Origin of the sequence: Sinomonas sp. ASV322 (genome assembly GCF_030908245.1) — a bacterium.
In the GTDB taxonomy this organism is placed as follows: domain Bacteria; phylum Actinomycetota; class Actinomycetes; order Actinomycetales; family Micrococcaceae; genus Sinomonas.
This window is the reverse complement of record NZ_JAVFJJ010000008.1, coordinates 50,867-73,457: the sequence shown is the minus strand read 5'-3', so window position 1 is coordinate 73,457 and position 22,591 is coordinate 50,867. Positions and strand designations below refer to the sequence as shown.

Here is a 22,591-nt window from a genome sequence, read left to right as displayed (position 1 = left end):
GTGTGGAGCGCTCCAAATTCCACCTCCAGCTCCTTTACACCCACCCCTCCCGCCCTTAGGAGAGATCATGCCCGAGTCCCTCGGCGTTGCCGTCATCGGCGCCGGCATGGCCGGCAAGGCCCACGCGGCCGCCTACCGCACCGCGAGCACCCTGTACCGCCCCAGTCTCCCGGAGATCCGCCTCGTCTCGATCGGCGACGTCAACGCCGAGTTCGGCCAGGCCGCGGCCCGGCGCTTCGGCTACGAGCGTCACGACGCCTCGTGGCAGGCCATCGCGGAGGCGGACGACATCGACGTCGTGAGCGTCGTCATCGCGAACTCCCTGCACCGCGAGGTCGTCGAGGGCCTCCTCGCTGCGGGCAAGCACGTGCTGTGCGAGAAGCCGCTTTCCGACTCCCTCGCCGATGCGCGCGCCATGGACGACGCCGCGCAGGCCGCGGAGTCCCGCGGAACGCTGGCCCGGATCGGCTTCACATACCGCCGCACTCCCGGCATTGCGGCGATCCGCGAGCTCATCCAGAACGGCACGCTCGGCCGGCCGCTGCACTTCTCCGGACGGTACTGGACCGACTACGGCTGCAGCCCCGACGCGCCGATGAGCTGGCGCTACAAAGGAGCGCCCGGTTCGGGGGCATTGGCCGATGTCGGAAGCCACCTCGCGTACGTGGGCGAGTTCCTGTGCGGCGACATCCAGGCCGTCTCGGGTGGCCAGCTCTCGACGGCGATCACGAAGCGGCCGCTCCCGCTCGGCGCGGTCATGGGCCACGATCACGCGGCCGTGAGCGACACGTTCGAACTCGTCGAGAACGACGACGTTGCCTCCTTCTCCGCCGAGTTCGCCCAGTGCATCGGGTCGCTTTCTGTCTCCCGGGTTGCGGCTGGCCACGCCAACTCGCTCATGTTCGAGGTGTTCTGCGAGAAGGGTGCGGCGTTCTTCGACCAGCGCCGCCCGTCGGAGATCGGCCTGTTCCTCTCGGAGGGTCGGGCCTCGGAGAACGGCTTCCGCCAGGTGATCCTCGGGCCGGATCACCCGTACATCGCGGGAGGACTCGCGATGGATGCGCCGAGCGTCGGCTTCGGCCAGAATGACGCGTTCGGCTACCAGGCCCGCGCGTTCCTTGAGGAGGTCGCGGGCCTGCCCGAGTCCGAGTCCCTCCCGCGCTGCGCGACGTTCGCCGAGGGCGTGCGCAACATGGAGATCCTCGACGCCGTGGCCGTGTCGGCCCAGAACAACGGGAAGCGGGTCTCGCTGTGAAGCTTGGTGCCTACAACGCGGTCCTCCACGACCGTCCGCTGCCGGAGGCGCTCAAGGTCATCGCAGGCCTCGGCCTGACGGGGATCGAGATCAACACGGGTGGATTCCTGCCGGCCGTCCACGTTCCGACCATGGACGGCATCCTCGTCAGCGACGCCGCGCGCGACGACTACCTGGGGGTCTTCGAGGGCACCGGGGTCTCGATCGCGGGCCTGAACTGCAACGGCAACCCGCTGCACCCCAAGCCCGAGATCGGCGAGAAGCACGCCGAAGATGTCCGGCGCTCCATCCGCCTCGCTGAGCGCCTCGGCCAGAACCGGGTCGTGACCATGTCCGGCCTGCCGGGCGGCGAGCCCGGCGCGACCGTGACGAACTGGATCGTGAACGCGTGGAACTCCGCTGCTCTCGACGTGCTCGACTACCAGTGGGACATCGCGGCGAAGTTCTGGCGCGAGACCGATCGGCTCGCCGCCGACCACGGTGTGAAGGTGGCACTCGAGCTGCACCCGCAGAACATAGTGTTCAACACAGCGGACGTCTACAAGCTCGTCGAGCTCACGGGGGCCACCCATGTGGGCGTCGAGCTCGACGCGTCGCACCTGTTCTGGCAGCAGATGGACCCCGTCGCGGTGGTCCGCGAGCTCGGGCCCCTCGTGTTCCACGCCGCGGCAAAGGACGTCCGGGTGAACACTGAGAATGCGAAGCTCTACGGCGTGCTCGACAACCGTTTCCGGCGCCTCTCCCCGGATGAGCCACGCACCAACCTTGGGGGCGACGAGTGGGCCAACGAGTGGCCCAAGGACTCCGCGTGGGACTTCGTGGCCCTCGGCCGCGGCCACGACACCGCCTACTGGGCCGACTTCCTCCGCGCCCTGTACGACGTGGACGCCGACATGATGGTCAATATCGAGCACGAGGATGTCTCCCTCGGCCGTATCGAGGGGCTCGAGGTCGCCGCGGGCGTCTTGCTTGAGGCCGCACGGGCCGCAGGGGTGCTCGCCGAGGCGTAACGACGGATCCGCCGCCGCCGAGTTCCCCAGGTCTTGCGCTGCGTCGCTGCGGCGTTCCCCGACTTCAGGCCGAAGACGCCGCCACTTGCCGAGCGATTCCGGCGACACGCCGCGGATTGAAGCTTGAACTTGGGGAGCCCGGCGCCGGGGCCGGGGAGAAGTTGGGGACGACGGTTTCGGAAGCGGGTGGCGGCGTTGCGCTAGCGGTCGACGACGGGTGGCGGCGCCGTGCTCGACCTCACGGTGAGCGACGGCGGCACGAGCGTGTGTGCGCGGCGCCCGTCCAAGGCAGCTGCTGCCGCGTAGACGGCTGCGGCCGCGAGCGCGTCCGGATCCTGGCGCACGCTCGTAAGGCTCACATGGGCGAGGGCGGCGAGCCGCGAGTCGTCGTACCCGACCACCGAGAGGGCTTTCGGGACGGCAATTCCCGCCTCGCCCAAGATATGCAGGAAGCCGAGGGCGGCGTCGTCGTTGAAGACGACGACGGCGGTCGGCAGGGCGTCGGGCGAGCGCAGGGTCCGAAGCGCCAGAAGAGTCCGCGCTGCCGCCATGCCGTCGGTTTCCGACGGGCCGCCGGGAAGCACGAGGGGAGCGGCGCCGTCGTCCTCCATGAGCCGCACATAGGCGGCCCGGCGCGCCTCGGAACCCACGGCGGAACCACCGTCGACGTGGGCGATGCGCCGATGCCCGAGCTCGCGCAGGTGCCCCACGGCGAGGGCGATCCCGGCCGCCTCGTCCGTGGCCGCGCTCGAGAGCCGCGGATCGGCCTGCGGCTGCAGGATCGAGATGATCGGCGCGGGATGTCCCGCGAGCACCTCGGCTGGGGAATCGGGGGCGAGGACGAGCAGGGCCTCGGAGCCGAGGTCGAGGAGGGACCGGACGGCCTCGTCCTCGGGACGGCGCGGGCCGCGGGCGCTCAGGATCACGTCGAATCCTCGGGCCGCCGCCGCGGGATAGAGGGCCTCGACGATTTCGGTGTGGAAGGCGCCGTCGACGTCGAACACGACGCCGAGCAGATGGCTCCGGGTACTACGCAGAAGGCGCGCCCGCGCGTCCGGCCGGTAGCCGAGGGCTGACGCGGCCGCGAGGACGCGCTCGCGGGTCGCGTCGCTCGCGCCGGGTGCGTTGCGCATCACGATCGAGGCGAGCGCGCGAGAGACGCCCGCAGCAGCCGCGACATCCGTCAGCGTGGGGCGCTTGGCCATGGCGTTCCTCTCCGTCCGGGATCCTGTCACCGACAGTACTAGAACGATATAGACACCGGCCGCGGTGGCGTGCGACACTTGCCATACTCATCTCGACTAGATCGTTCTAGTACGTTCCGAGAGGACTTCCATTGACCTACCTTCCTGTCGATTCTGCCCGCCCCGCCCCGGCGCGAATCGCCCTCATCGGCGCCGGCTGGATGGGCGCCTACCACGCCCGCAGCCTCGCGCTCCGGATACCGGGCGCGGAGCTCGTCGCGATAGCCGACCCCGCGGTCGAGGCCGCGCGGTCCCTCGCCGCCGAGCTCGGTGTCCCCCGCGTGACCCCGGACCCGGCTGACCTGTTCGCGGACCCGGAGATTGACGCCGTCGTCATCGCCGGACCCGCGCGCTTCCATGCCCAGCTCTCGATCGACGCCGCCCGCGCAGGCAAGCACGTCTTCTGCGAGAAGCCCGGCGCGGTAAATCTTGAGGAGCTCGCACGCGTCGAAGAGGCCGTCGCCGAGGCACGTGTGAAGTGGCAGATCGGCTTCAACCGGCGCTACGCCGCTGACTTCCTCGCCGCGCGCCGCGAGGTCGCGGCAGGCGCCGTCGGCACGCCCCAGCTCCTCCGCTCGGTCACCCGAGACCCAGGCAGCGGCAGCATCCCCCACGCCGGGCGCATCCCTCAGTGGACCATCTTCCTCGAGACACTCATCCACGACTTCGACGCGCTCAACTGGCTCAACCCCGGCGCCGAGCCCGTCAGTGTGCACGTCACGGCGGACGCCCTCGTCGAGCCGAGCTTCAAGGATGCGGGCCTCCTCGACACGGCGGTCGTGACAGTCCGCTATGCGAACGGCGCGATCGCCGTCGCTGAGGCCAACTTCTCCGCGCTCTACGGCTACGACGTGCGCGGCGAGGTCTTCGGCTCCGCCGGCATGGTCCAAGCGGGCCGCGCGACCGAGACCGCGGCCGTTCGCTACGGCGCCTCGGGGCTCGCGGCCGAGACCCCGCGCCTCAACATCGAGCTTTTCGCCGACGCCTACACGGCGGAGCTCGCCGACTTCGCGCAGCACGTCCGCGCCCGCCGCGACGGCGCCGCCGAGCCAGACCACGGCGTGCCCCTCACGCCCGGCCTCGCCGACGCGCGGCGAGCGCTCGCCGTCGCCCTCGCGTGCATCGAATCTGCCCAGTCCGGCGCGACCGCGGCCGTTGCCGGTGCCTCGGCGGCCGGTGCCGAGGCCCGCTCATGAGGCTCGCGGTCTGCGCCGAGATGGTCTTCACGGACCTACCGTTCGCCGAGCGCGTGCGGCGGATCCACGACGCCGGGTTCGACGTCGAGCTGTGGGACTCGCGGAAGAAGGACCTCGCCGAGCTCAGGGCTACCGGCGCGCGCTTCTCGTCCATGACCGGCTACTCGGCGGGCTCGCTCGTCGAGCCTGACACCGCAGACCTCGTGGTGGCCACCGCGGAAGCCCTCATTCCGACGGCGCTCGAGCTCGGCGTCGAACGCCTCGTGGTGCACCCGGCCGAGCTCGTGGACGGCCGGGCAGCCCGCCCGCACTGGCGCTCCAACGGGACGATGTGGCTCACCGCCGCGCGGACCCTCGAGCGCCTCGGCGAGCTCGGCGCGCGGCACGGCGTCACGTTCTGCCTCGAGAACCTCAACACGGTCCTCGACCACCCCGGCATTCCGCTGGCTCGGGCCAAGGACACGCTCGCGCTCGTGCGCGCCGTCGACCACCCGAACGCGCGGCTCATGCTGGACCTGTACCACGCGCAGCTCGGGGAGGGGAATCTCATAGAACTCGCGCGCGAGTGCCTTCCCTGGATCGGGGAGATCCAGGTCGCTGACGTCCCCGGCCGCTGCGAGCCCGGCACGGGCGAGATCAACTACGCGGCAGTGCACCGAGCGCTCGCGGGGCTCGGCTACGAGGGCACGATCGGGCTCGAGGCGTACGCGGCGGGCGACGCCGACGACGCGCTCAAGGCCTTCCGGGCAGCGTTCGGCGGCTGAGGGTTCCGTTCGCCACAACTCACGGCCCGGAAAGGGGTAAACACGCCCCCAAGAGCCACGAGTTGTGGCGTTACGAACTGATACAGCTCATGGAGGCCCCGATCGCGCCGCTCGATGTGGACGGGCCCAACCTAGCGGACGACGGCGGGAGGCGGCGCCGTACTGCCGCGCGCCTTGAGCTCGGGCTCGAGGAGTACCGCGTCGGTCACGCTTTCGGGGCCCGCGGCGATCGCCTTAGCCAGCAGCCCCGCCGCGACCCGCCCCGCCTCGCCGCTCGCGTTGTCCACGCTCGTGAGCCCCACCGTCCGCAGGCGCGCAGTCGGGGTGTCGTCGTAGCCGGCGAGGGAGACGTCGTCGGGGACTGAGAGGCCTAGCTCTTCGGCGGCCGAGAAGGCGCCGAGGGCGGCCATGTCGTTCACGGCGAACACCGCGGTGGGCCGGTCCGGTGCCTCAAGCAGCGCCAGTCCGGCCCGGTAGCCGGCGTCCTCGGTCAGGCCGGCAGCCACCGTGCGGTGCGCAAGGCCGAGCCGCCGCGCTTCCTCCTCGAAGCCTGCCCGCCGCGCGTCGCCGACGGCAGTTCCCGGCGCGCCGAGGTGCGCGATGTTTCGATGGCCTAGCGCCGCGAGGTGACGGACGACGCGGCGGGCGCCCTCGGCGTCGTCGTTGGTCACGACGGCGGCTCCCGGAGCCTGGGCGCGCGGCGATCCGACCTGGACCACTGGCACCGGTGCGACGCCGATGAGCGCCGGTTCGGCGCCGTCGAGCGTGCCCACGAGCACGATGCCTTCCACGCGCAGCTCGAGGAAGCGTTCGACGAGCGGGGCGCCCTCGAGCCGCCAGTCCCCAAGCAGGGGCCGGAGCCCTTCGCCATGCAGGCCAGCCGAGAGGCCTTCGACGGCGGGGACGAACCACGGATTGCGGAGGTCGTCGAGGATGAGGCCCACAATCCCGCTGCGCTGGGCCCCCATGGCGCGTGCCGCCGCATTGGGGCGGTAGCCGAGCTCGGCGGCGGCGTCGAGCACGGCCCGTCGTTTGACCTCGCTCACGTAGCCCGTACCGCGGAGCGCGAGGGACGCCGCGGACTTCGACACGCCGGCCAGCACGGCGACGTCGACAATAGTCGCAGCCTTGGACCCAGCTCTCCCCACGCCGCCTCCTCGTGATGCCAGTTTTGTCAGGACAAAGCTTGACCGCCTGATCCCTCCCGGGGATACTCTAAAGGAATCCTTGGAACGTTCCCATACTTTCCTGGACTATCCCGTCACAAAGGAGTGCCCCATGAACCATCGATTTCCTGTGAACCATGGAGTTCCTGTGAACCATCGATTTCCTGTGAACCATGTGACCCTCGGCCTCGTCGGCGTCGGTCGCATCGGCGTCATGCACGCGCGCAATATCGCGGCCCTCCGCGAGCAGTTCGCGGCCCGCGGCGTGGAGCTTCGGCTCAAGCTCACCGACGTCGCCGAGGAGCACGCCCGCAACGTCGCCGCGGAAGTCGGCGCCGAGTTCGTGCCCGGGGGCGCGGCCGGACTCGTCGGCTCGGGCGTGGACGCGCTCGTCGTCGCGACCGGGACGCTCACGCACCCCGAGCTCATCCGCGCGGGCGTCGACGCGGGAATCCCCGTCTTCTGCGAGAAGCCCGTGGCCGGATCGGTCGCGGACTCGCTGCCCGTCCTGGAGTACATCGCGGAAGGCGGAGGCGTCGTCCAGATCGGACACCAGCGCCGCTTCGACGCGGGCTATCTCGAGGTGAAGCGCCGCCTCGACGCCGGCGAGATTGGCTGGATCCACTCGTTCCGCGCCATGACGGGGGACATGTTCCCGCCGTCGGTCGAGTTCATCGCGACGTCCGGCGGCCTGTTCCGCGACTGCTCGGTGCACGACTTCGACATCCTCCGCTGGCTTACGGGACGCGAGATTGTCGAGGTCTACTCGAAGGGTTCCAACAACGGCGATCCCGCGATCGGCGAGGCCGGCGACGTCGACACCGCGCTCGCCGTCCTGACGTTCGACGACGGAACCGTCGGCACTGTCTCCGCGACCCGTTATAACGGGGCTGGCCATGACGTGCGGCTCGAGGTGCAGGGCTCGAAGTCCTCCGTCATGGTGGGTCTCGACGACAAGACCGCGCTCCGCTCGGCCGAGCCGGGCGTCGCGTTCCCGGCGGGCGAGGCGCACAAGACGTTCGCCGAGCGCTTCGACGCCGCCTACCGGGCCGAGCTCGCGGCGTTCGTCGAGCTCGTGCTCGGCGAGCGTGAGAACCCGTGCACGCCCGAGGATGCCGTCGCGGCCTCGCGCGTCGCGGACGCCGCGCAGGAGTCCCTCGAGAGCGGGCGGCCCGTGCGGGTCGAGGTGCCTGCAGTTCAGCTCTGAGGCAAGTCCATCGAGCGGCCCTTGCGACGCTCGAGGTTCATAACTCCACAATTCGCCGCCGGATTGGACCTTGAACGGGCTGATCCGGCTCTGATTTGTGTCGGAACTGCCTCCGCGTGCGCGGAAGTTCTCGGCGGTGGCTAACCTTTCCCCATGAATGCGACGCCCGCGCTCGGCCCCATGCCGCGGACGCTCGAGGTCGAATCGCTCGAGCGCTTCGACGAGCTCGTGGCGTCGGGAGCGCACAGCATGGCGGGCTGGCAGCTCCAGTCCATCGACTTCCGCGGCCGCTCGGCTCAGCTCAAGGCGATGGACCCGATGGGCGCGGTATTCCTCGGCGGCACGTTCCAGCCGGGCATGGAGGAATCGCTGCGGGCGCGCGGCGCGCTCGTGTTCCCGGCTCTGCCGGGCCTGCCATTCGATCCGTACCGGCCCTCGCTCTACACCGGCCCCGAGCTCTACCGCGGGGTCGAGGCCGAGCCGTACGAGCGGACCCCCGACGCCCAGATCTACGCGTGGACGCGGCAGCAGGGCCGTGCGGGCGTCGAAGGCGCCCTGTCCGCCGCGCTCCACGACCACCACATCGGCGAATCGCTCCTCGACGCGCTGTCGGGGCCCTTTGAAGGGCGGAAGATCGTGGGCGTCATGGGCGGCCACGCGGGCCCGCGCGGCAGCAGGACGTACGACGACGCCGCTCGCCTCGGGCGCGGCCTCGCGGCGGCCGGGTTCGTGGTCGCCACGGGCGGAGGGCCCGGCGCGATGGAGGCCGCCAACCTCGGCGCCTATCTCTCGGCTGGCCCTGCAGAAGCCCTCGACGAAGCGCTCGGCCGCCTCGCCGTCGTCCCCCGCTTCCGGCCCTCGGTGGGGGCGTGGGCCCGCGCGTCGCTCGCGGTCCTCGAGCTGTATCCGCACGGGGCGCCGAGCCTCGGCATCCCGACGTGGTTCTACGGCCATGAGCCGCCGAACCTCTTCGCGACGCATATCGCGAAGTACTTCGCCAACGCCGTGCGCGAGGCGGTGCTGCTCGAGAAGAGCACCGGGGGAGTCGTGTTCCTCCCCGGTGCCGCGGGCACGGTTCAGGAGGTCTTCCAGGACGCGTGCGAGAACTACTACGGGACGCCCGAGACGATTACGCCGATGGTCCTCGTCGGGCGCCGGTACTGGACCGAGGAGCTGCCCGCGTGGCCGCTCCTCGCGAGCCTAGCGCGCGAGCACGGCATGGCGGGCCGGCTGCATCTCGTGGACTCGGTCGAGGAAGCGGTTGCCGTGCTCGCATAGCGTTGCGGGGCCGTGGACAGACCCTTCACAGGCGGGGCGGGCTCAGTCGAGCTCGCGGCCCTTGCCCTCCGGCGTGACCTTCACGGCCACGGCGCCCGCGGCGAGGATCACGACCCAGAACACCCCGATGAGCCATACGCCCCCGCCGGCCACGAGGCTCAGCCCAGCGACGATCATCGGCGTGAACCCGGCACCGAGCATCGACGCCCCCTGGTAGGCGAGGGACGCGCCCGTGTACCGGTTCCGCGTGGGGAACTGCTCCGCGACGTAGGCCGCGATCGGGCCATAGAGGAAACCCTGCACGAGCCCATTGCCCAGCACGATTGCGACGCCGAAGCCCCACAGCGTCCCGTTCGTCATGAGCCACAGCATGGGGTACGCCAGCGCCGCGCCGAGCACCGAGGCCCCGATGAGCACCCGATTGCGCCCGATCCGGTCGCTCAGCCGCGCCGAGTAGAAGCACACGACGAGCGTCAGCACGGCTGCCGCCGCCTTGATGTTCAGCACGCCGTTCTTGTCGGCCCCGCTCGCCACCGCCACCGAGACGCCCCACACGGTCGTCATGGCCTGGCATACGTAGAACGCGGTGGTCGCGGCGAGGCCCAGTACCACGGCGCGGGAGTTGTTGCGCAGGACGTCGAGGAGCGGGACCCTCCGCTGCTCGCCCGCGGCTTCGAGCCGCTTGAACGCGGGCGTCTCCGAGACCTTGAGCCGGATCACGAGGCCGACGGCGATGAGCAGCGCGCTGAGTACGAACGGGACGCGCCAGCCCCACACGAGGAATTCCTTGCCCGAGACCGCCGCAGACAGCGAGAGCGCGAGCGTTCCGAGAATCGCGCCTGCCGGCCCGCCCGCGTTCGCGAACGCCGCGGCGAACCCGCGCCGCGACGCAGGCGCGTGCTCGACCGCCATGAGCGCGGCGCCGCCCCATTCGCCGCCGACGGCGACTCCTTGGACGAGGCGAGCGCCACCAAAGTGACGGGCGCCGCGATGCCGGCTTGCGCCGTCGTAGGCAATAGCCCGATCGCGACGGTGCCAAAGCCCATGATGAGCATCGAGAGCACGAGCATCTTCTTGCGCCCCAGGATGTCCCCGAAGTGTCCGAAGACGACGCCGCCGAGGGGCCGAGCGATGTACCCCACCGCGAGCGTCGCGAACGATGCGAAGAGCGCGAAGCCGGGGCCGAGGTTAGAGAAGAACACCTTGTCGAACACGAGCGACGCCGCGGTCGCGTACAGCATGAAGTCGTAGTACTCGATCGCGCTGCCGATGAAGGACGAGCCGAGGATCCGGCGCATGTCCTTCGTGTTGAGGGAGTTCGGCGCGCCCGAACGGAGCTGGGTGGCGGTCACAGTGCTTCTCCTGACGGGTTTTCTCTCAGCGCTGAGAGCCGAACGGGATGGTGTCGAGGTCACGGGGGAGGACGAAGCGGCCCGAGAAGTGCTCGGCGGCCTCCTCCCACACGCGGCTGGGCGCGTGGCCTGGAACGAGGTGGTGCAGCGCGAGCTGGCGCGCGCCGGCGGCCTCGGCGGCCTTCGCGGCGTCGCGGGCGCTCGTGTGCGACTTGTAGTGGTGGTCGCGCGCGGCTCTGGAGGCGTCGTCGGTCTTGTCGCCGTAGAGCTGCTCGACCCACTCGAAGTCGATGGCCTCGTGGAGCAGGAGATCGGTGCCCTCGGCGAGCGTCACAAGGTTCGGCGTGAAGCTCGTGTCCCCGGAGATGGTCACCGAGCCTTCGGCGGTGTCGAAGCGGAACGCGAACGCGGGCGCGACCGGCGGGTGCTCGACGAGGATCGCCGTGACCGTCACGAGCTCGTCTCTGTAGACCTCGAACGGTGCCATGTCCGGGGTCGGGTTGTCGTTGGGGTGGTAGCCGACGTCGTCGGGGATCTCGATGTCCTCGGCGCGGAAGACCTCGAGGGGGCTCGGCTTGAGGCTGTCGAGGATGCGGTCGTTGAGGTCGGTGGCGTGCGCGGCCATGAGCGTTTCGAACGTCCGCTTTGTGCCGGGGGTCGGGTTCGTGGGCGCGAGCGGGGAAGGGGCGACGACGGCGCGCGGCGAAACCGGGGGCAGCGCGCCTCGGTTGCCGGGTCCAATGATGCGCACTGGGTCGCCGGCGCGGTCCTGGAGGGCGTAGAGGCCGAAGATGCCGAGGCCTGCGAGGTCGTAGACGTGGTCCGAGTGAAGGTGCGTGATGAACAGCGCTCGGAGGTTCGCGAGGTCCAGCCCAGCTTGCGCTATGCGGCGGCCGGCGCCCTGGCCGCAGTCCACGAGATAGAACGAATCGCCGACGACGACGGCGGTCGAGGTCCCCGTGCGTTCGCCCGAGTCTGCGGCTGCCCACCAGCGGGGACCGCCGGCGGTGCCGAGGGTGACGACGTGCGGGGCGAGGCGGGAAGCCATGGAAACTCCTTCGGTTCTGACTGGATTCCAGTGTGGTGCGACCCACAACATTTGTATAATCAATCAATTCGAGGAGGCTTATCAGGAGAATCAATGGCATCTGAATTCACGCTCCGCCAGCTCGAGTACTTCGTCGCCGTGCTTGATGCCGGGTCCGTGACGGATGCCGCGAAGCGCAGCAACATCTCGCAAGCGGCCGCGTCCATGGCGATCGCGCAGCTCGAGCGGGCAATCGGCGTCGACCTCTTCCTGCGGACGCGCTCGAAGCGCGTCGTGCCGACTGAAGCGGGGCACGCGCTCGGCGTTCGGGCCCGGCGGATCCTTGCCGAGGCCGCTGAGATTCCCGGGGCGGTGCGCACCGGCTTCGAGGAGCTGCGTGGGCGCGTCTCCGTTGGCTGCATGATCGCGATCAGCCCGCGTCTCATGCCCCGCCTCATTGCCGAGGTGGGCGAGCGCTGGCCTGAGATCGAGCTCGACTTCACCGAGGGCGCAGCCGAGGAACTCCAGCGGGCCGTCGCGGGAGGCGAGCTCGACGCCGCGCTCGTGTACTCGCTCCAAGCCGTTCCCGGCGTCGACCTTCTCCCGATCGCCGAATCCCGGCCGCATTTCCTGCTCTCCCCGGACCATCCGCTCGCGGGGCGGGAGTCAGCGCATTTCGCGGATCTCGCGGACGAGGACGCTGTGCTCTTCGATGTCCCGCCGAGCGCCGAGCGCGTGCTCGCGATGTTCCGCTCGGCGGGCATCGAACCGCGGGTGCGGTGGAGGAGCGTCGTGGCCGAGACGATCCGGGGCCTCGTCGCGAGCGGGCGGGCCTACAGTGTCACAAATGTGTGGCGCGGCGCGGAGCATCTCTTCGCAGCGTCGGGCGTCGCCATGGTGCGGGTGGCCGACGACACCCCTGCTAACGCCGTCGCCGCCGCCGTCGCGCCCGGGACCCGCCGCCCGCGCCGCGTGGACGCCGTCATCGAGGCGGCGCGGGACCTGGCCACCGCGACGAGCGGCCCGGAACTAGGTGCTGGCCGCTGAAGCGACTGCCCACGCATCAGCCTGGGCTAGCCGATCGTCGCGCCGAACACCCAGCCGAGAACGTACGTGACGGCCGCGGCGCCGAAGCCGATGAGCAGCTGCCGCATCGCGCGCCACAGCGGCGACGCGCCGGCGAGCAGGCCGACGATCGCGCCGGTCCCGAGGAGAACGAGGCCCACCAGCGCGGCCGCGACGGCGAGTGCCGGGACGCCCACCATGCCGAACAGGAACGGGATGATGGGCACGATCGCGCCGGACGCGAAGAAGCTGAAGCTGCTCACGGCCGCCTGCCAGGCCGAGCCGATCGCCTCGTGCTCGTCCTCCTCGGAGGCCTTCTCGGGGCGGAGCGAGAGGCTGGGATCGCAGTCGCACGTGAAGTACCCGAGCCGTTCGGCCGCGCGGTGCTCGGCAGCCTCCTGGCTCATGCCTCGCGCCTTGTAGACGAGCACCAGCTCATTGTGGTCGAGGTCGAGGGCCGGGGCGGCGCTGAGTGTCACTTGCGTGGGGCGTGACGCCGAGAGCAGCTCGCGCTGCGACTTGACGGAGATGTATTCGCCGGCACCCATCGAGAGCGCGCCCGCAAGGAGGCCCGCGACGCCCGAGAGCAGCACGACGTGGCTCGACACCCCGGACGCCGCCATGCCGGTCACGAGCGAAAGGTTGCTGACCAGGCCGTCGTTCGCGCCGAACACGGCCGCCCGGAACGAGCCCGAGAGGCGCGTCCGCCCGCGGATCGCTAGCCCGCGCACGACCTCCTCGTGGATGCGTTCGTCGGCCGCCATCGCCTGCGTCGCGAAGGGATCGGTGGAGTAGGGCGAGCGGCTCTCGGCGCGCTGCGCCATCGCGAGCACGAACACGGAGCCGAAGTGCCGCGCGAGGAAGCCGACGAGCTGGCTGCGCAGAGATGCCTGTCGCGGCTTGCCGATCTGATCCCCGAGGAGCCCTTTCCAGTGCGCCTCGTGCCGGCCCTCGGCCTCGGCGAGCCCGAGGAGGATCGCGCGCTCTTCGCCGTCGCGCCGCTCGGCGAGGGCGCGGTAGATGCCGGCCTCGGCCTTCTCGTCGGCGAGGTACTGGCGCCAGCGCCGATGGTCTGCGGCGGTGGGCTGGGGGCGGGGTAGGGCGGGTTCTGCGGGCTGATGGTCCGCGGGCTGGGGCATGGTTCTCCTGCATGCTGTGGGAGCGTTCCGGGCGCCTTTGCCCACAGCACTCTAGCCCGGATCTGCGCTGATTTTCGGCCGGTTCACCCACGCCCGAGAGTTCGGCCCGCCTGAACTTTCTGCCCTGGCGAACGACGACGGCGAGCAGCCCGCGCGGGCCGCTCGCCGTCGTCGTGCGTTGCCTTCCGGTCAGGCCCCGATCAAGCGACGGGCGCCGCCTCACGCTCGTCGTCTTTGCCTGTCATGCAACAGGTGTTGTCTAGTAGACTAAATGTGATTGAGCATACGTCTTAAGAGTGTGCCGCGGTCCGTGTCGCGAAGGTCTTGTATGAATGAGGTCCCGCGGACCATGCCCGCCTGGGAAGCCATTGGTGGTGCCGGGCGAATCCGGCGCGTCCGGCGGCCCGTGCCTGAGCCCGGCGGAGGGGACGTCCTCGTCCGCATCGACTCGTGCGGCGTCTGCCGGACCGATCTCCACGTCACTGAGGGAGACCTGCCCGTACACAAGCCACACGTGATCCCGGGGCATGAGGCCGTCGGCCGAGTCGTCGCGCTGGGCGAGGATGCAGCACGGTTCGAGCTGGGCGACAGAGTGGGGATCGCGTGGCTGCGTGCCACGTGCGGAGCCTGCCGTTGGTGCCGTTCGGGCCGCGAGAACCTCTGCCGCGACGCCCAGTTCACGGGCTGGGATGCCGACGGCGGCTACGCCCTCTACGCGACCGTTGCGGAAGTGTTCGCGTACCGGATCCCGGAGGGCCTGCCGAGCGAACAGGCCGCGCCGCTCCTCTGCGCGGGGATCATCGGGTATCGGGCGTTGCGGCGCGCCGATCTTCCGCCGGGCGGGCGCCTCGGCATCTACGGCTTCGGGGCGAGCGCCCATCTCACGGCGCAGATCGCCGTCGCCCAAGGTGCCGAAGTGCACGTCATGACCCGAGGTGCTGACGCGCGGCGGCTCGCGCTGGATCTTGGCGTGGCCTCGGCGGGGCCGGCCGACGCGGCGCCTCCCGTCCCCTTGGACGCCTCGATCCTCTTCGCGCCGGCCGGGGAGCTTGTCCCGACCGCCCTCGCTGGCCTCGAGCAGGGCGGCACGCTCGTTGTCGCGGGAATCCACCTGAGCGACATCCCTCAGCTGAATTACGCGGAGCACCTCTTCCGCGAACGTCGCCTCACATCCGTGACCGCCAACACGAGACGGGACGGGGAAGAACTCTTCCGACTCGCGGCGCGGCTCGGACTCCGCGCCGCCGTGACGCCCTACGCGTTTTCAGACGCCGACCGGGCGCTCGACGACCTCGCGCGCGGTGCATTCAGCGGCGTCGCGGTGCTGAGCATGCCCGACGACGATTCCTCTCGTGCATCGACTGTTGTCTTGTAGACTCGGTGTGATGTAGCCGACAGGTTAACAGTCGTTGACCTGCATGAGTTCGAGAGGCGTCATATGAAAGCCCTGCCGGTCGAGCCGAGCAATGTGTCTGTGGCGATCGGCTCGAGGATTCGGGCGGCGCGCGAGGCGCAGCGCATGACGATCGAGCAGGTGGCCGAGGCGGCGGGCCTCTCGAAGGGCTTCCTGAGCCGCGTCGAGCGTGACGAATCCTCGCCGAGCGTGGCCTCGCTCGTGACTCTCTGCCAAGTCCTCTCGCTTCCCATCGGGGAGCTTTTCGCGACGCCGGAGACGCATCTCACGCGCGGCGCCGAGGCTCCCCGCATCTCGCTCGGCGGCAAGGGCATCGTCGAGCGGCTGCTCACGGCGCGGTCCGAGCGGCGCCTCCAGATCATCCAGGCCGAGATCGAGCCTCGGGGCGCGGGGGAGTCCGAGCTGTATGCGGTCGACTGCGACGTAGACGTGCTGCACGTCGTGCGTGGCCGGCTCCAGCTCGTCATGACGAACGACCGCTATGAGCTTGAGGCGGGGGACACCCTCACATTCCCCGGCCGCGAGCCGCACACGTGGGTCAACCCATTGGACGAGCCCGCGACCGTCCTGTGGGTCCTGGTCCCGGCCGCGAGCCGGTAGCCACGCCGTCGTCGTCGCGCTCGGGTTCCGGCCCCCGCCGTCGCGCTCTGGTTCCGGCCCCCGCCGTCGCGTTCGGGCCCGTTTCTGAGCCAGCCCTCTCGGCGCGCCCTCGCGACGCGCCGGGCTCCGAGTGATTGGGAATCCACAACCGGGCCAGAGCACGGGCATGCCGGCTCAGAGAGCCCGACCGGTCAGGGCGGCACGGACCTCTGCGATGAACCGGTCCGGCTCGTTCCAGATTTCCTCGGGAAGATAGCGAAGGCGCAGGTATCCCCTCAGGGTGGCCGAGTTGTCTCGCCGCCGGTCTCTGCGCACTGAATCCCGGTCCGAGTGGTAGGCGACCCCGTCGATTTCCACGATGAGGAATCCTCCGATGAGGAAGTCGACCCGACCGATGCCGGGGATGAGCGCCTGCGGCTCAACGTCAAGGCCGAGTTCCTTGGCGAGGGGGATCAGGAGGAGGAGCGCTTCGGCCTCGGGGAGGGATTCAACCCGCGGCTCGACCGCGCGGAGGGTCGCAAGCGAGCGGCCGCTTTTCTGGGCGGTGAGCTCTTCCTCGAGAAAAGCGATGCGGAGCCCGTGCAGCCTGATGGCGGAGGCGGCAAGCGGTACCGCGGCTTGGGCAGGAAGGCAGCGAAGGGCATGGAGAAGCACGTCCTCCAAGGCTGCGAGCGGGAGCGAGTGATGTGCAGGGTACCGAAGACCACGATGCACGACGGGTCTGATGCCGCCAGTTCCCCGACTTGCCCCATGCCCGTGATCGCAGCCGAGATGGTCCTGATGGGGCGGTTTTCGGAGCCACAGGCCATAGTCGCGTGCAGCTGACGCGCACGTGATGACCGCGTTGTGCATGATGGCAGAGAGGAAGTCTCGGCGGCAGCCATCGAGGGCGTAGACGCCCCGCTTTGGCCGCGCGGCACGCCTGGCTACGTAATCGAGGTCCGTCCGGCTGAGTCCGGCCTCGATCAGTGTTGCGGTGCGGGCCACGCCGCCGAGTGAGCCGAGGATCTGAAGAGGGTCCATCTCATCAGCAGCTCACGCTCGCGTCGGCACGAGCGGCTGAGTGTCAGGCTATGTGGGCGACACGCCGCGTTGGATTCTGTGGAGGAGCTTTGGACGCCGCGGGGCCAGAGCGGTCGAGCCCACTTCTGACATTCCGATTTGGGCGTCCGGCCAAGACGCGCCGCGCTCCCGACCGATTGGCAAAACACAACTGGGCGGGAGCGCGAGTGAGGGGCCCCGCGCCTGGGTTAGCCGACGTGCACCCATGGCCTTTCGGTCACGCGCGGCTCGGCCTCGCGCAGCACCTCGCGCGTGACGGGGGCGATCTCGCCCTCGCCGAAGAACAGGAACTTCGTGAGGTTCATGACCGGGTTTCCCTCGGTCCAGCGGAAGTAGATGTGCGGCATGAGCCCGGTCGCGTTCCGCAAGTGCAAGAGGATGGCCGCGAGCGTGTTCGGGACGTTGTTCGAGTGGACCTCGAGGACCTTGAACCCGTGGCGCTTGATCCCGCGCACGTCGAGTTCCTGCTCGAACTCCGAGCTGTCGTCCACGACGACCTCGATGAACAGGATCTCCGCGTCTTCGGGCAGGTGGTTGGCGGCACGCGCGTGGACGAGCTTATTCCGGTACCGCTCCGAGTCGAGTCGCTGGGGCTCGTGGGCGATGAGCCGGATCGGCCCCTCGTCGAGCTCGGCGAGGAATTCGAGTGCCTGCTCGTCGAGCTTCACAAGCGTCGCGCGGAGCTCGAAGGAACGCCGAACGCGCGAGGCGAAGCTCACGATCACGATGAGGACGATGAACACCGCCGCGATCCGGATGCCGTCGGGCCGTTCGAGCGAGTTCGCGACGGTCGTGTAGAGGAACACGGCGCTGATGAATCCGAACGCCCACGTGAGCGTTCGCTGCTTCTTGCGCCACGCGGAGAGCGTCACGGCAATGGCCGCGGAGGTCATGAGGACGAGCACCCCAGTCGCGTACGCCCCGCCCTGCGCGTCGACGTTGGCCTCGAAGATCCACGTGATGATGAACCCGATCGCGGTGAACACGAGCGTGAGCGGGCGCACGGCACGGGCCCACGCGGGGGCCATGCCGTACCGCGGCAGGTAGCGCGGCACGAGGTTGAGCAGGCCCGCCATGGCGGAGGCGCCCGCGAACCACAGGATCGCGATGGTCGAGACGTCGTAGACCGTCCCGAACCCGTCGCCGAGGAACTGGTGCGCGAGGAACGCGAGCGCGCGTCCGTCGGCTTTCCCGCCGGGCTGGAATTCGGCCTCGGGGATGAGCGTGATGGTCATGAAGCTCGTCGCGATGAGGAACGCGGACATGATGAGCGCAGCGGTCGTGAGGAGCCGGTGGGTTCCGCGGATGCGTCCAACGGGCTTCTCCTCGGTGTCCCGCGCGTCGCCCTTGATCTGGGGCATGACCGCGACGCCCGTCTCGAAGCCCGAGAGCCCGAGCGCGAGCTTGGGGAACACGAGCAGCGAAATGCCGATCATCACCAGCGGGTCGCCGTGTTGGGCCGTGAGGGCTGACCACCAGTTGACGACGGCCCCGCGGTCCGTGAACAGGTGGCCGAGGCCGACGACGACGACGACCGCATTGAGTACGAGGTACACGCCGACGAGCACGACGGCGACGTTGATCGCTTCGCGGAAGCCGCGCAGGAACACGATGCCGAGGGCCGCGAGCAGCACGAGGGTGATCGTGATCTGCTGGCCGTGGAACGCGTCGGGAACATAGGGGTTCTCGACGAGGTGGGCGCTCGCGTCGGCCGCGGAGAGCGTCATGGTGATCATGAAGTCGGTCGCCGCGAACCCGAGGAGCGCGAGGACGAACAGCTTGCCCGTCCACCGGGGCATGAGCCGCTCGAGCATCGCGATCGAGCCTTCGCCCTTGAAGCTTTCCTTCGCGACGCGGCGGTACACGGGCAGGGCGCCGAAGAGAGTCACGAGGACGAGGATGACCGTCGCCATGGGCGAGAGGAGTCCGGCTGCGACGGCCGCGATGGCAGGCTGGTAGCCGAGGGTCGAGAAGTAGTCGACACCCGTGAGGCACATGACCTTCCACCAGGACTGCGGCGTGTGGTGCTCGTTCGGGACGCCGTGGGGGCCCTGGTGCTGACCTGCCCCCTCCGGCATGCCTTCGAGGAGCCAGCGGCGGAAGCCAGGGGTGGCCGGCCTCGTGCGGTCCGACGGGTCGGCCGGCGGCCGGGTGAGTGTTGACATGCGTGCAGCTCCTTCAGCGTTCAGGAGGGAGCGTAGGCCCCGTGTACGGCCTGCCCCGGCAGTTTTTATGGATCCTTAACGGCTGTGTTCCACGTGACAAAGTCCCGGCCGACCCGCGCGGCGGGGTCCCGCCGTCGTCCATGGGCCGTGCTGTGTCAGCTATGTGGAAACATCGGGTGCATAAAAGGCAACTTTACTGTAGTGTGAATCACAACCGATTCACGCTTTGGAGGGCACTCATGGAAGAGCTGCGCATCGAGGACAACGGCCGACTCGGCCCCATTGACTCGTCCCGCATCCCCCGCTTCGCCGGAGCCGCGACGTTCGCGCGGCTCCCGCGTCTCGATCAGGTCGCGCACGCGGATGTCGCCGTCGTCGGCGTCCCGTTCGATACCGGCGTCTCCTACCGCCCCGGCGCCCGCTTCGGCGCCAACCACGTCCGCGAGGCGAGTCGGCTCCTGCGCCCCTACAACCCGGCCCTCGACCTCTCGCCGTTCGCCGAGGCCCAGGTCGCCGACGCGGGGGACATGGCCGTGAACCCGTTCAACATCAACGAGGCCATCGAGACCATCCAGCAGAACGCCCTCGACCTCACGGCCGGCGGCTCGCGCCTCCTCACGATCGGCGGCGACCACACGATCGCCCTCCCGCTGCTCCGCGCCGCTGCGGAGCGCGCTGGCGGGCCCGTGGCGCTCCTCCACTTCGACGCCCACCTCGACACGTGGGACACGTACTTCGGCGCCGAGTACACGCACGGCACGCCGTTCCGCCGCGCCGTCGAGGAAGGCATCCTCGACACCGATGCCCTGAGCCACGTGGGCACGCGCGGCCCGCTCTACGGCAAGAAGGACCTCGAGGACGATCGGCGCTTCGGCTTCGGCATCGTCACCTCCTCGGACGTCTACTACCAGGGCGTGCGCGAAATCGTCGCGAAGCTGCGCGACCGCATCGGCGACCGTCCGCTCTATGTCTCGGTGGATATCGACGTCCTCGACCCCGCCCACGCTCCCGGCACGGGCACGCCCGAAGCCGGCGGCATCACAAGCCGCGAGCTCCTCGAGATCATCCGTGGCCTCCGCGGCCTCAACCTCGTGGGCGCCGACGTGGTCGAGGTCTCCCCGGCCTACGACCACGCCGAGCTCACAGGCGTCGCCGCAAGCCACGTCGCCTACGACCTCGTGTCCCTCCTGAGCGAGCAGCCCAAGGCTGGCGCTCCCCTCACCGAGGGCGAGCGGACGACGGCGGTGGCTCGATGACCATGCAGTCGGCAGCTGAGCAGCGCGACCAGTACCGCAACGGCGGCGACCTCGTCGTCGAGACGCTCGAGGCGCTCGGCGCGAAGACGGTCTTCGGAATCCCGGGCCAGCATGCGCTCGGCCTCTTCGACGCCATGGGCCGCGGGAATCTCAAGTTCGTCTCGAGCCGCGTCGAGAACAACTCGGCGTTCGCGGCGGACGGCTACTCGCGCGCGACGGGCGAAGTCGGCGTGCTGTTCCTCTCGACCGGCCCCGGCGCGCTGACTTCGCTCGCCGGGCTCCAGGAGGCCTACGCGACGGGCGTCCCGATGGTCGTGATCGCGAGCCAGATCCCTCTCGAGGGCCTCGGCGCGCGCCGCAAGGGCATGCTGCACCAGCTCGACGACCAGAAGGCCTCGGCGGCGAACGTCACGAAGAGCCAGCGGCTCATCCAGCACGCCTCGGGCATCCCGTCCGCGATCCAGGACGCGTGGACGGATGCGATCTCCTCGCCGCAGGGCCCGGTGTGGGTTGAGATCCCGCAGAACGTCCTCCTCGATCCAATCGTGGTCCCGCCGGTCGAGGACGCGCTCGCCGTCGCCGCGGACAACCCGCCGCGCGTCGAGCTCGTGCGCGAAGCCGTCAAGTGGCTCACTGCGGCCGAACGCCCCGCGATCATCGCGGGTGGCGGCACGCGCCGCGGGCGCGCCGAGAAGTCGCTCCTCGCGATCGCCGAGCGCCTGCACGCGCCCGTGATCTGCACGCCGGGCGGCAATGGCGCGTTCCCGTGGACGCATCCGCTCTCGCTCCAGTCGTGGGTCGAGGACCGGCACATGACCGACGTCCTCGAGGACGCGGACGTCCTCGTTGTGGTCGGCTCCTCCCTCGGCGAGGTCACGTCGAACTACTTCACGTTCGAGCCCCGCGGCCGCATCATCCAGATCGACGCCGAGCCGCGCGTCCTCGAGTCGAACCGGCCTGGCCTCGGCATCCGCGCCGACGCCGGCCAGGCTCTTGCCGCGATCGACGGCGCCCTCGAGGCGGCCATGGGCGGAGTCACCCTCGCCCCCGACTGGCACGGGAAGACCCCCGAGCAGCTCGTGGCCGATTCGCTCGCTGCGGTCCGCGCGCGCCTTGAGTCGCAGGACCTCGCGAAGGAGCTGCGTTTCATGGAGGACATCCGCGCGGCCGTGCCGGACGACATGCAGACGTTCTGGGACATGACGATCGCCGCGTATTGGGGCTGGAGCTGCTGGGACTCCCGTGAGGGTCAGTTCCACTCCGCGCAGGGCGCGGGCGGCCTCGGCTTCGGCTTCCCGTCCGCGATCGGCGGGGCCGTGGGGCTGGAGACGACGGGCAGGCCTTCGCGCGTGCTCGCCGTCTCGGGCGACGGCTCGGCGATGTATTCGATCAGCGAGCTCGCGACCGCGAGGCAGCACAACGTCCCCGTCACGTGGCTCATCGTCGACGACGGCGGGTACGGGATCCTGCGCGAGTACATGATCGGCGCGTTCGGCAAGGCGACCGCGACGGAGCTCTCACGGCCCGACTTCGTGAAGCTTGCGGAGTCCTTCGGCGTCCCGGCGCGCCGCGTGGCGCCCGAGGGCGTTCGGGAGGCGCTTGAGGCGGGCTTTGCCGCGGACGGGCCGAACGTCGTCGTCGTCGAGACCCAGCTCAAGATGTTTGCGCCGACGCACCTCGAGGTGCAGTAGGGCGGCACCGCCGGTCTGTCCCGCCCTCCCGCCGTTCAGGGGTCACGTTCCGTGGGTTCTCACCCACGGGACGTGACCCCTGAACGTTTAAGGGGCGCTGGTTCTCCGTCGCCCGTCACGTTAGTTTGCCTAAGCAACCTCCAAGATATATAGTTGCTATAAGCAATCAATCGAGGGAAGTAGCCATGGCGGTAGAGCCGCAGACAGCCCGGGCGCTCATCCACAGCGTGTTCGACCTCCAGCGCACGCTGCGCTGCGTCGCCCACGAGCACAAGTCGACGAACGTCGGGTCGGCGGAAGCCGGAGTGCTCCGCATGATCAGCGAAGTCGGCGGCCGCGCGGTGCACATTGCCGAGAAGCTCAGCGTGAGCGCCCCCGTGCTGAGCCGACACGTCGCGGAGCTCGAGGAACGCGGGCTCGTCGCCCGCACGCCCGATCCGGAGGATCGCCGCGCCCAGCTGCTCGAGCTCACGGAGGCCGGCAAGGCCAAGCTCGCCGAGATCGAGGAGGCCCGCACGGCGCTCCTGCTCGACTTCCTCGCGGGCTGGGACGAGGAGGAGGCCGCGGCGTGCGGCGACTCGATCCGGCGCCTCACCGACACTCTCCGCACGGCAGGCCATCGCGCCGCCGCGCCCCTCGTCCACGGCCGCGATCCACAGAAGGAGGAACCACTTGCTGCCCGCTGATGCACCGGCTCCGC

19 protein-coding genes are annotated in these 22,591 nt (G+C 69.9%); 12 read left to right on the top strand and 7 right to left on the bottom strand.

The genetic code is table 11. From position 1 onward, the window contains the following. Nucleotides 1–67: 67 nt before the first annotated feature. Nucleotides 68–1,255: a Gfo/Idh/MocA family oxidoreductase gene (locus RBS12_RS12435; protein ID WP_307966424.1), complete on the top strand. Its 1,188-nt coding sequence runs from the start codon at nt 68–70 to the stop codon at nt 1,253–1,255. Further along, nucleotides 1,252–2,265, top strand: coding sequence for a sugar phosphate isomerase/epimerase (locus RBS12_RS12430; protein WP_307966423.1), 1,014 nt, complete (start codon nt 1,252–1,254; stop codon nt 2,263–2,265). Before RBS12_RS12435 ends, RBS12_RS12430 begins: the two co-directional genes overlap by 4 nt. A 200-nt stretch (nt 2,266–2,465) precedes the next feature. Here RBS12_RS12430 and RBS12_RS12425 read toward each other — a convergent pair whose 3' ends face one another. Next, nucleotides 2,466–3,470 carry a LacI family DNA-binding transcriptional regulator gene (locus tag RBS12_RS12425; protein WP_307966422.1) on the bottom strand — a complete coding sequence of 335 codons (1,005 nt, stop codon included), beginning with the start codon at nt 3,468–3,470 and terminating at the stop codon, nt 2,466–2,468. Nucleotides 3,471–3,601: 131 nt separating this feature from the next. Between RBS12_RS12425 and RBS12_RS12420 the strand changes: the two genes are divergently transcribed. Together RBS12_RS12420 and RBS12_RS12415 are read left to right on the top strand one after the other, a co-directional pair. After that, nucleotides 3,602–4,705, top strand: coding sequence for a Gfo/Idh/MocA family oxidoreductase (locus RBS12_RS12420; protein WP_307966421.1), 1,104 nt, complete (start codon nt 3,602–3,604; stop codon nt 4,703–4,705). Beyond that, the gene (locus RBS12_RS12415) at nt 4,702–5,469 is read left to right on the top strand and encodes a TIM barrel protein (RefSeq protein ID WP_307966420.1); all 768 of its coding nucleotides are present in this window, start codon (nt 4,702–4,704) and stop codon (nt 5,467–5,469) included. The genes RBS12_RS12420 and RBS12_RS12415 overlap by 4 nt, the downstream gene beginning before the upstream one ends. A gap of 131 nt (nt 5,470–5,600) precedes the next feature. Here the strand turns inward: RBS12_RS12415 and RBS12_RS12410 are convergent, their stop codons facing one another. Further along, nucleotides 5,601–6,617: a LacI family DNA-binding transcriptional regulator gene (locus RBS12_RS12410; RefSeq protein WP_307966419.1), complete on the bottom strand. Its 1,017-nt coding sequence runs from the start codon at nt 6,615–6,617 to the stop codon at nt 5,601–5,603. 184 nt (nt 6,618–6,801) lie between these two features. Between RBS12_RS12410 and RBS12_RS12405 the strand changes: the two genes are divergently transcribed. Together RBS12_RS12405 and RBS12_RS12400 are read left to right on the top strand one after the other, a co-directional pair. Then, nucleotides 6,802–7,842, top strand: coding sequence for a Gfo/Idh/MocA family oxidoreductase (locus RBS12_RS12405; protein ID WP_307966525.1), 1,041 nt, complete (start codon nt 6,802–6,804; stop codon nt 7,840–7,842). A 153-nt stretch (nt 7,843–7,995) separates the two neighbouring features. Further along, complete coding sequence (locus tag RBS12_RS12400; RefSeq protein WP_307966418.1) at nt 7,996–9,120, top strand: Rossmann fold nucleotide-binding protein; 1,125 nt, start codon at nt 7,996–7,998, stop codon at nt 9,118–9,120. A gap of 42 nt (nt 9,121–9,162) precedes the next feature. Here RBS12_RS12400 and RBS12_RS12395 read toward each other — a convergent pair whose 3' ends face one another. Both RBS12_RS12395 and RBS12_RS12390 read right to left on the bottom strand, forming a co-directional pair. Beyond that, nucleotides 9,163–10,032, bottom strand: a complete 870-nt coding sequence (locus RBS12_RS12395) for an MFS transporter (RefSeq protein WP_307966417.1) — start codon at nt 10,030–10,032, stop codon at nt 9,163–9,165. A 465-nt stretch (nt 10,033–10,497) separates the two neighbouring features. Beyond that, nucleotides 10,498–11,520, bottom strand: coding sequence for an MBL fold metallo-hydrolase (locus RBS12_RS12390; protein ID WP_307966416.1), 1,023 nt, complete (start codon nt 11,518–11,520; stop codon nt 10,498–10,500). A gap of 93 nt (nt 11,521–11,613) precedes the next feature. Here RBS12_RS12390 and RBS12_RS12385 point away from each other — a divergent pair, with 93 nt between their 5' ends. Further along, a complete protein-coding gene (locus RBS12_RS12385) occupies nt 11,614–12,546 on the top strand; it encodes a LysR family transcriptional regulator (RefSeq protein ID WP_307966415.1) in 933 nt (310 codons plus the stop codon). A 26-nt stretch (nt 12,547–12,572) separates the two neighbouring features. Here RBS12_RS12385 and RBS12_RS12380 read toward each other — a convergent pair whose 3' ends face one another. After that, a complete protein-coding gene (locus tag RBS12_RS12380) occupies nt 12,573–13,703 on the bottom strand; it encodes a VIT1/CCC1 family protein (protein WP_307966414.1) in 1,131 nt (376 codons plus the stop codon). A 349-nt stretch (nt 13,704–14,052) separates the two neighbouring features. Here RBS12_RS12380 and RBS12_RS12375 point away from each other — a divergent pair, with 349 nt between their 5' ends. Further along, nucleotides 14,053–15,078 carry a zinc-dependent alcohol dehydrogenase family protein gene (locus tag RBS12_RS12375; protein ID WP_307966413.1) on the top strand — a complete coding sequence of 342 codons (1,026 nt, stop codon included), beginning with the start codon at nt 14,053–14,055 and terminating at the stop codon, nt 15,076–15,078. A gap of 63 nt (nt 15,079–15,141) precedes the next feature. Next, nucleotides 15,142–15,717, top strand: a complete 576-nt coding sequence (locus tag RBS12_RS12370; protein WP_307966412.1) for a helix-turn-helix domain-containing protein — start codon at nt 15,142–15,144, stop codon at nt 15,715–15,717. A gap of 174 nt (nt 15,718–15,891) precedes the next feature. Here the strand turns inward: RBS12_RS12370 and RBS12_RS12365 are convergent, their stop codons facing one another. Together RBS12_RS12365 and RBS12_RS12360 are read right to left on the bottom strand one after the other, a co-directional pair. Next, nucleotides 15,892–16,740, bottom strand: a complete 849-nt coding sequence (locus RBS12_RS12365) for a DUF559 domain-containing protein (protein ID WP_307966411.1) — start codon at nt 16,738–16,740, stop codon at nt 15,892–15,894. Between the two features lie 227 nt (nt 16,741–16,967). Continuing rightward, entirely contained in the window at nt 16,968–18,944 is a 1,977-nt protein-coding gene (locus RBS12_RS12360; protein WP_307966410.1) for an amino acid transporter, read from the bottom strand. Between the two features lie 239 nt (nt 18,945–19,183). On the opposite strand from RBS12_RS12360, the gene speB reads away from it, so the two are divergent. The 3 genes from speB (at nt 19,184) to RBS12_RS12345 (ending at nt 22,577) form a co-directional block, all read left to right on the top strand. Beyond that, nucleotides 19,184–20,200, top strand: a complete 1,017-nt coding sequence (speB, locus tag RBS12_RS12355; RefSeq protein ID WP_307966409.1) for an agmatinase — start codon at nt 19,184–19,186, stop codon at nt 20,198–20,200. Beyond that, nucleotides 20,197–21,891 (top strand): thiamine pyrophosphate-binding protein, encoded by a 1,695-nt coding sequence (locus tag RBS12_RS12350; protein ID WP_307966408.1) that lies wholly within the window; start codon nt 20,197–20,199, stop codon nt 21,889–21,891. The genes speB and RBS12_RS12350 overlap by 4 nt, the downstream gene beginning before the upstream one ends. 185 nt (nt 21,892–22,076) lie before the next feature. After that, nucleotides 22,077–22,577 (top strand): MarR family transcriptional regulator, encoded by a 501-nt coding sequence (locus tag RBS12_RS12345; protein ID WP_307966407.1) that lies wholly within the window; start codon nt 22,077–22,079, stop codon nt 22,575–22,577. Nucleotides 22,578–22,591 lie beyond the last annotated feature (14 nt).

Excerpts from the sequence above, each read along its gene's own strand:
- RBS12_RS12435 (WP_307966424.1), top strand. The coding sequence starts at position 68 with ATGCCCGAGTCCCTCGGCGTTGCCGTCATCGGCGCCGGCATGGCCGGC.
- RBS12_RS12425 (WP_307966422.1), bottom strand. The coding sequence starts at position 3,470 with ATGGCCAAGCGCCCCACGCTGACGGATGTCGCGGCTGCTGCGGGCGTC.
- RBS12_RS12415 (WP_307966420.1), top strand. The coding sequence starts at position 4,702 with ATGAGGCTCGCGGTCTGCGCCGAGATGGTCTTCACGGACCTACCGTTC.
- RBS12_RS12400 (WP_307966418.1), top strand. The coding sequence starts at position 7,996 with ATGAATGCGACGCCCGCGCTCGGCCCCATGCCGCGGACGCTCGAGGTC.
- RBS12_RS12395 (WP_307966417.1), bottom strand. The coding sequence starts at position 10,032 with ATGGCGGTCGAGCACGCGCCTGCGTCGCGGCGCGGGTTCGCCGCGGCG.
- RBS12_RS12390 (WP_307966416.1), bottom strand. The coding sequence starts at position 11,520 with ATGGCTTCCCGCCTCGCCCCGCACGTCGTCACCCTCGGCACCGCCGGC.
- RBS12_RS12385 (WP_307966415.1), top strand. The coding sequence starts at position 11,614 with ATGGCATCTGAATTCACGCTCCGCCAGCTCGAGTACTTCGTCGCCGTG.
- RBS12_RS12380 (WP_307966414.1), bottom strand. The coding sequence starts at position 13,703 with ATGCCCCAGCCCGCGGACCATCAGCCCGCAGAACCCGCCCTACCCCGC.
- RBS12_RS12375 (WP_307966413.1), top strand. The coding sequence starts at position 14,053 with ATGCCCGCCTGGGAAGCCATTGGTGGTGCCGGGCGAATCCGGCGCGTC.
- RBS12_RS12370 (WP_307966412.1), top strand. The coding sequence starts at position 15,142 with ATGAAAGCCCTGCCGGTCGAGCCGAGCAATGTGTCTGTGGCGATCGGC.
- RBS12_RS12365 (WP_307966411.1), bottom strand. The coding sequence starts at position 16,740 with ATGGACCCTCTTCAGATCCTCGGCTCACTCGGCGGCGTGGCCCGCACC.
- RBS12_RS12360 (WP_307966410.1), bottom strand. The coding sequence starts at position 18,944 with ATGTCAACACTCACCCGGCCGCCGGCCGACCCGTCGGACCGCACGAGG.
- speB (WP_307966409.1), top strand. The coding sequence starts at position 19,184 with ATGGAAGAGCTGCGCATCGAGGACAACGGCCGACTCGGCCCCATTGAC.
- RBS12_RS12350 (WP_307966408.1), top strand. The coding sequence starts at position 20,197 with ATGACCATGCAGTCGGCAGCTGAGCAGCGCGACCAGTACCGCAACGGC.
- RBS12_RS12345 (WP_307966407.1), top strand. The coding sequence starts at position 22,077 with ATGGCGGTAGAGCCGCAGACAGCCCGGGCGCTCATCCACAGCGTGTTC.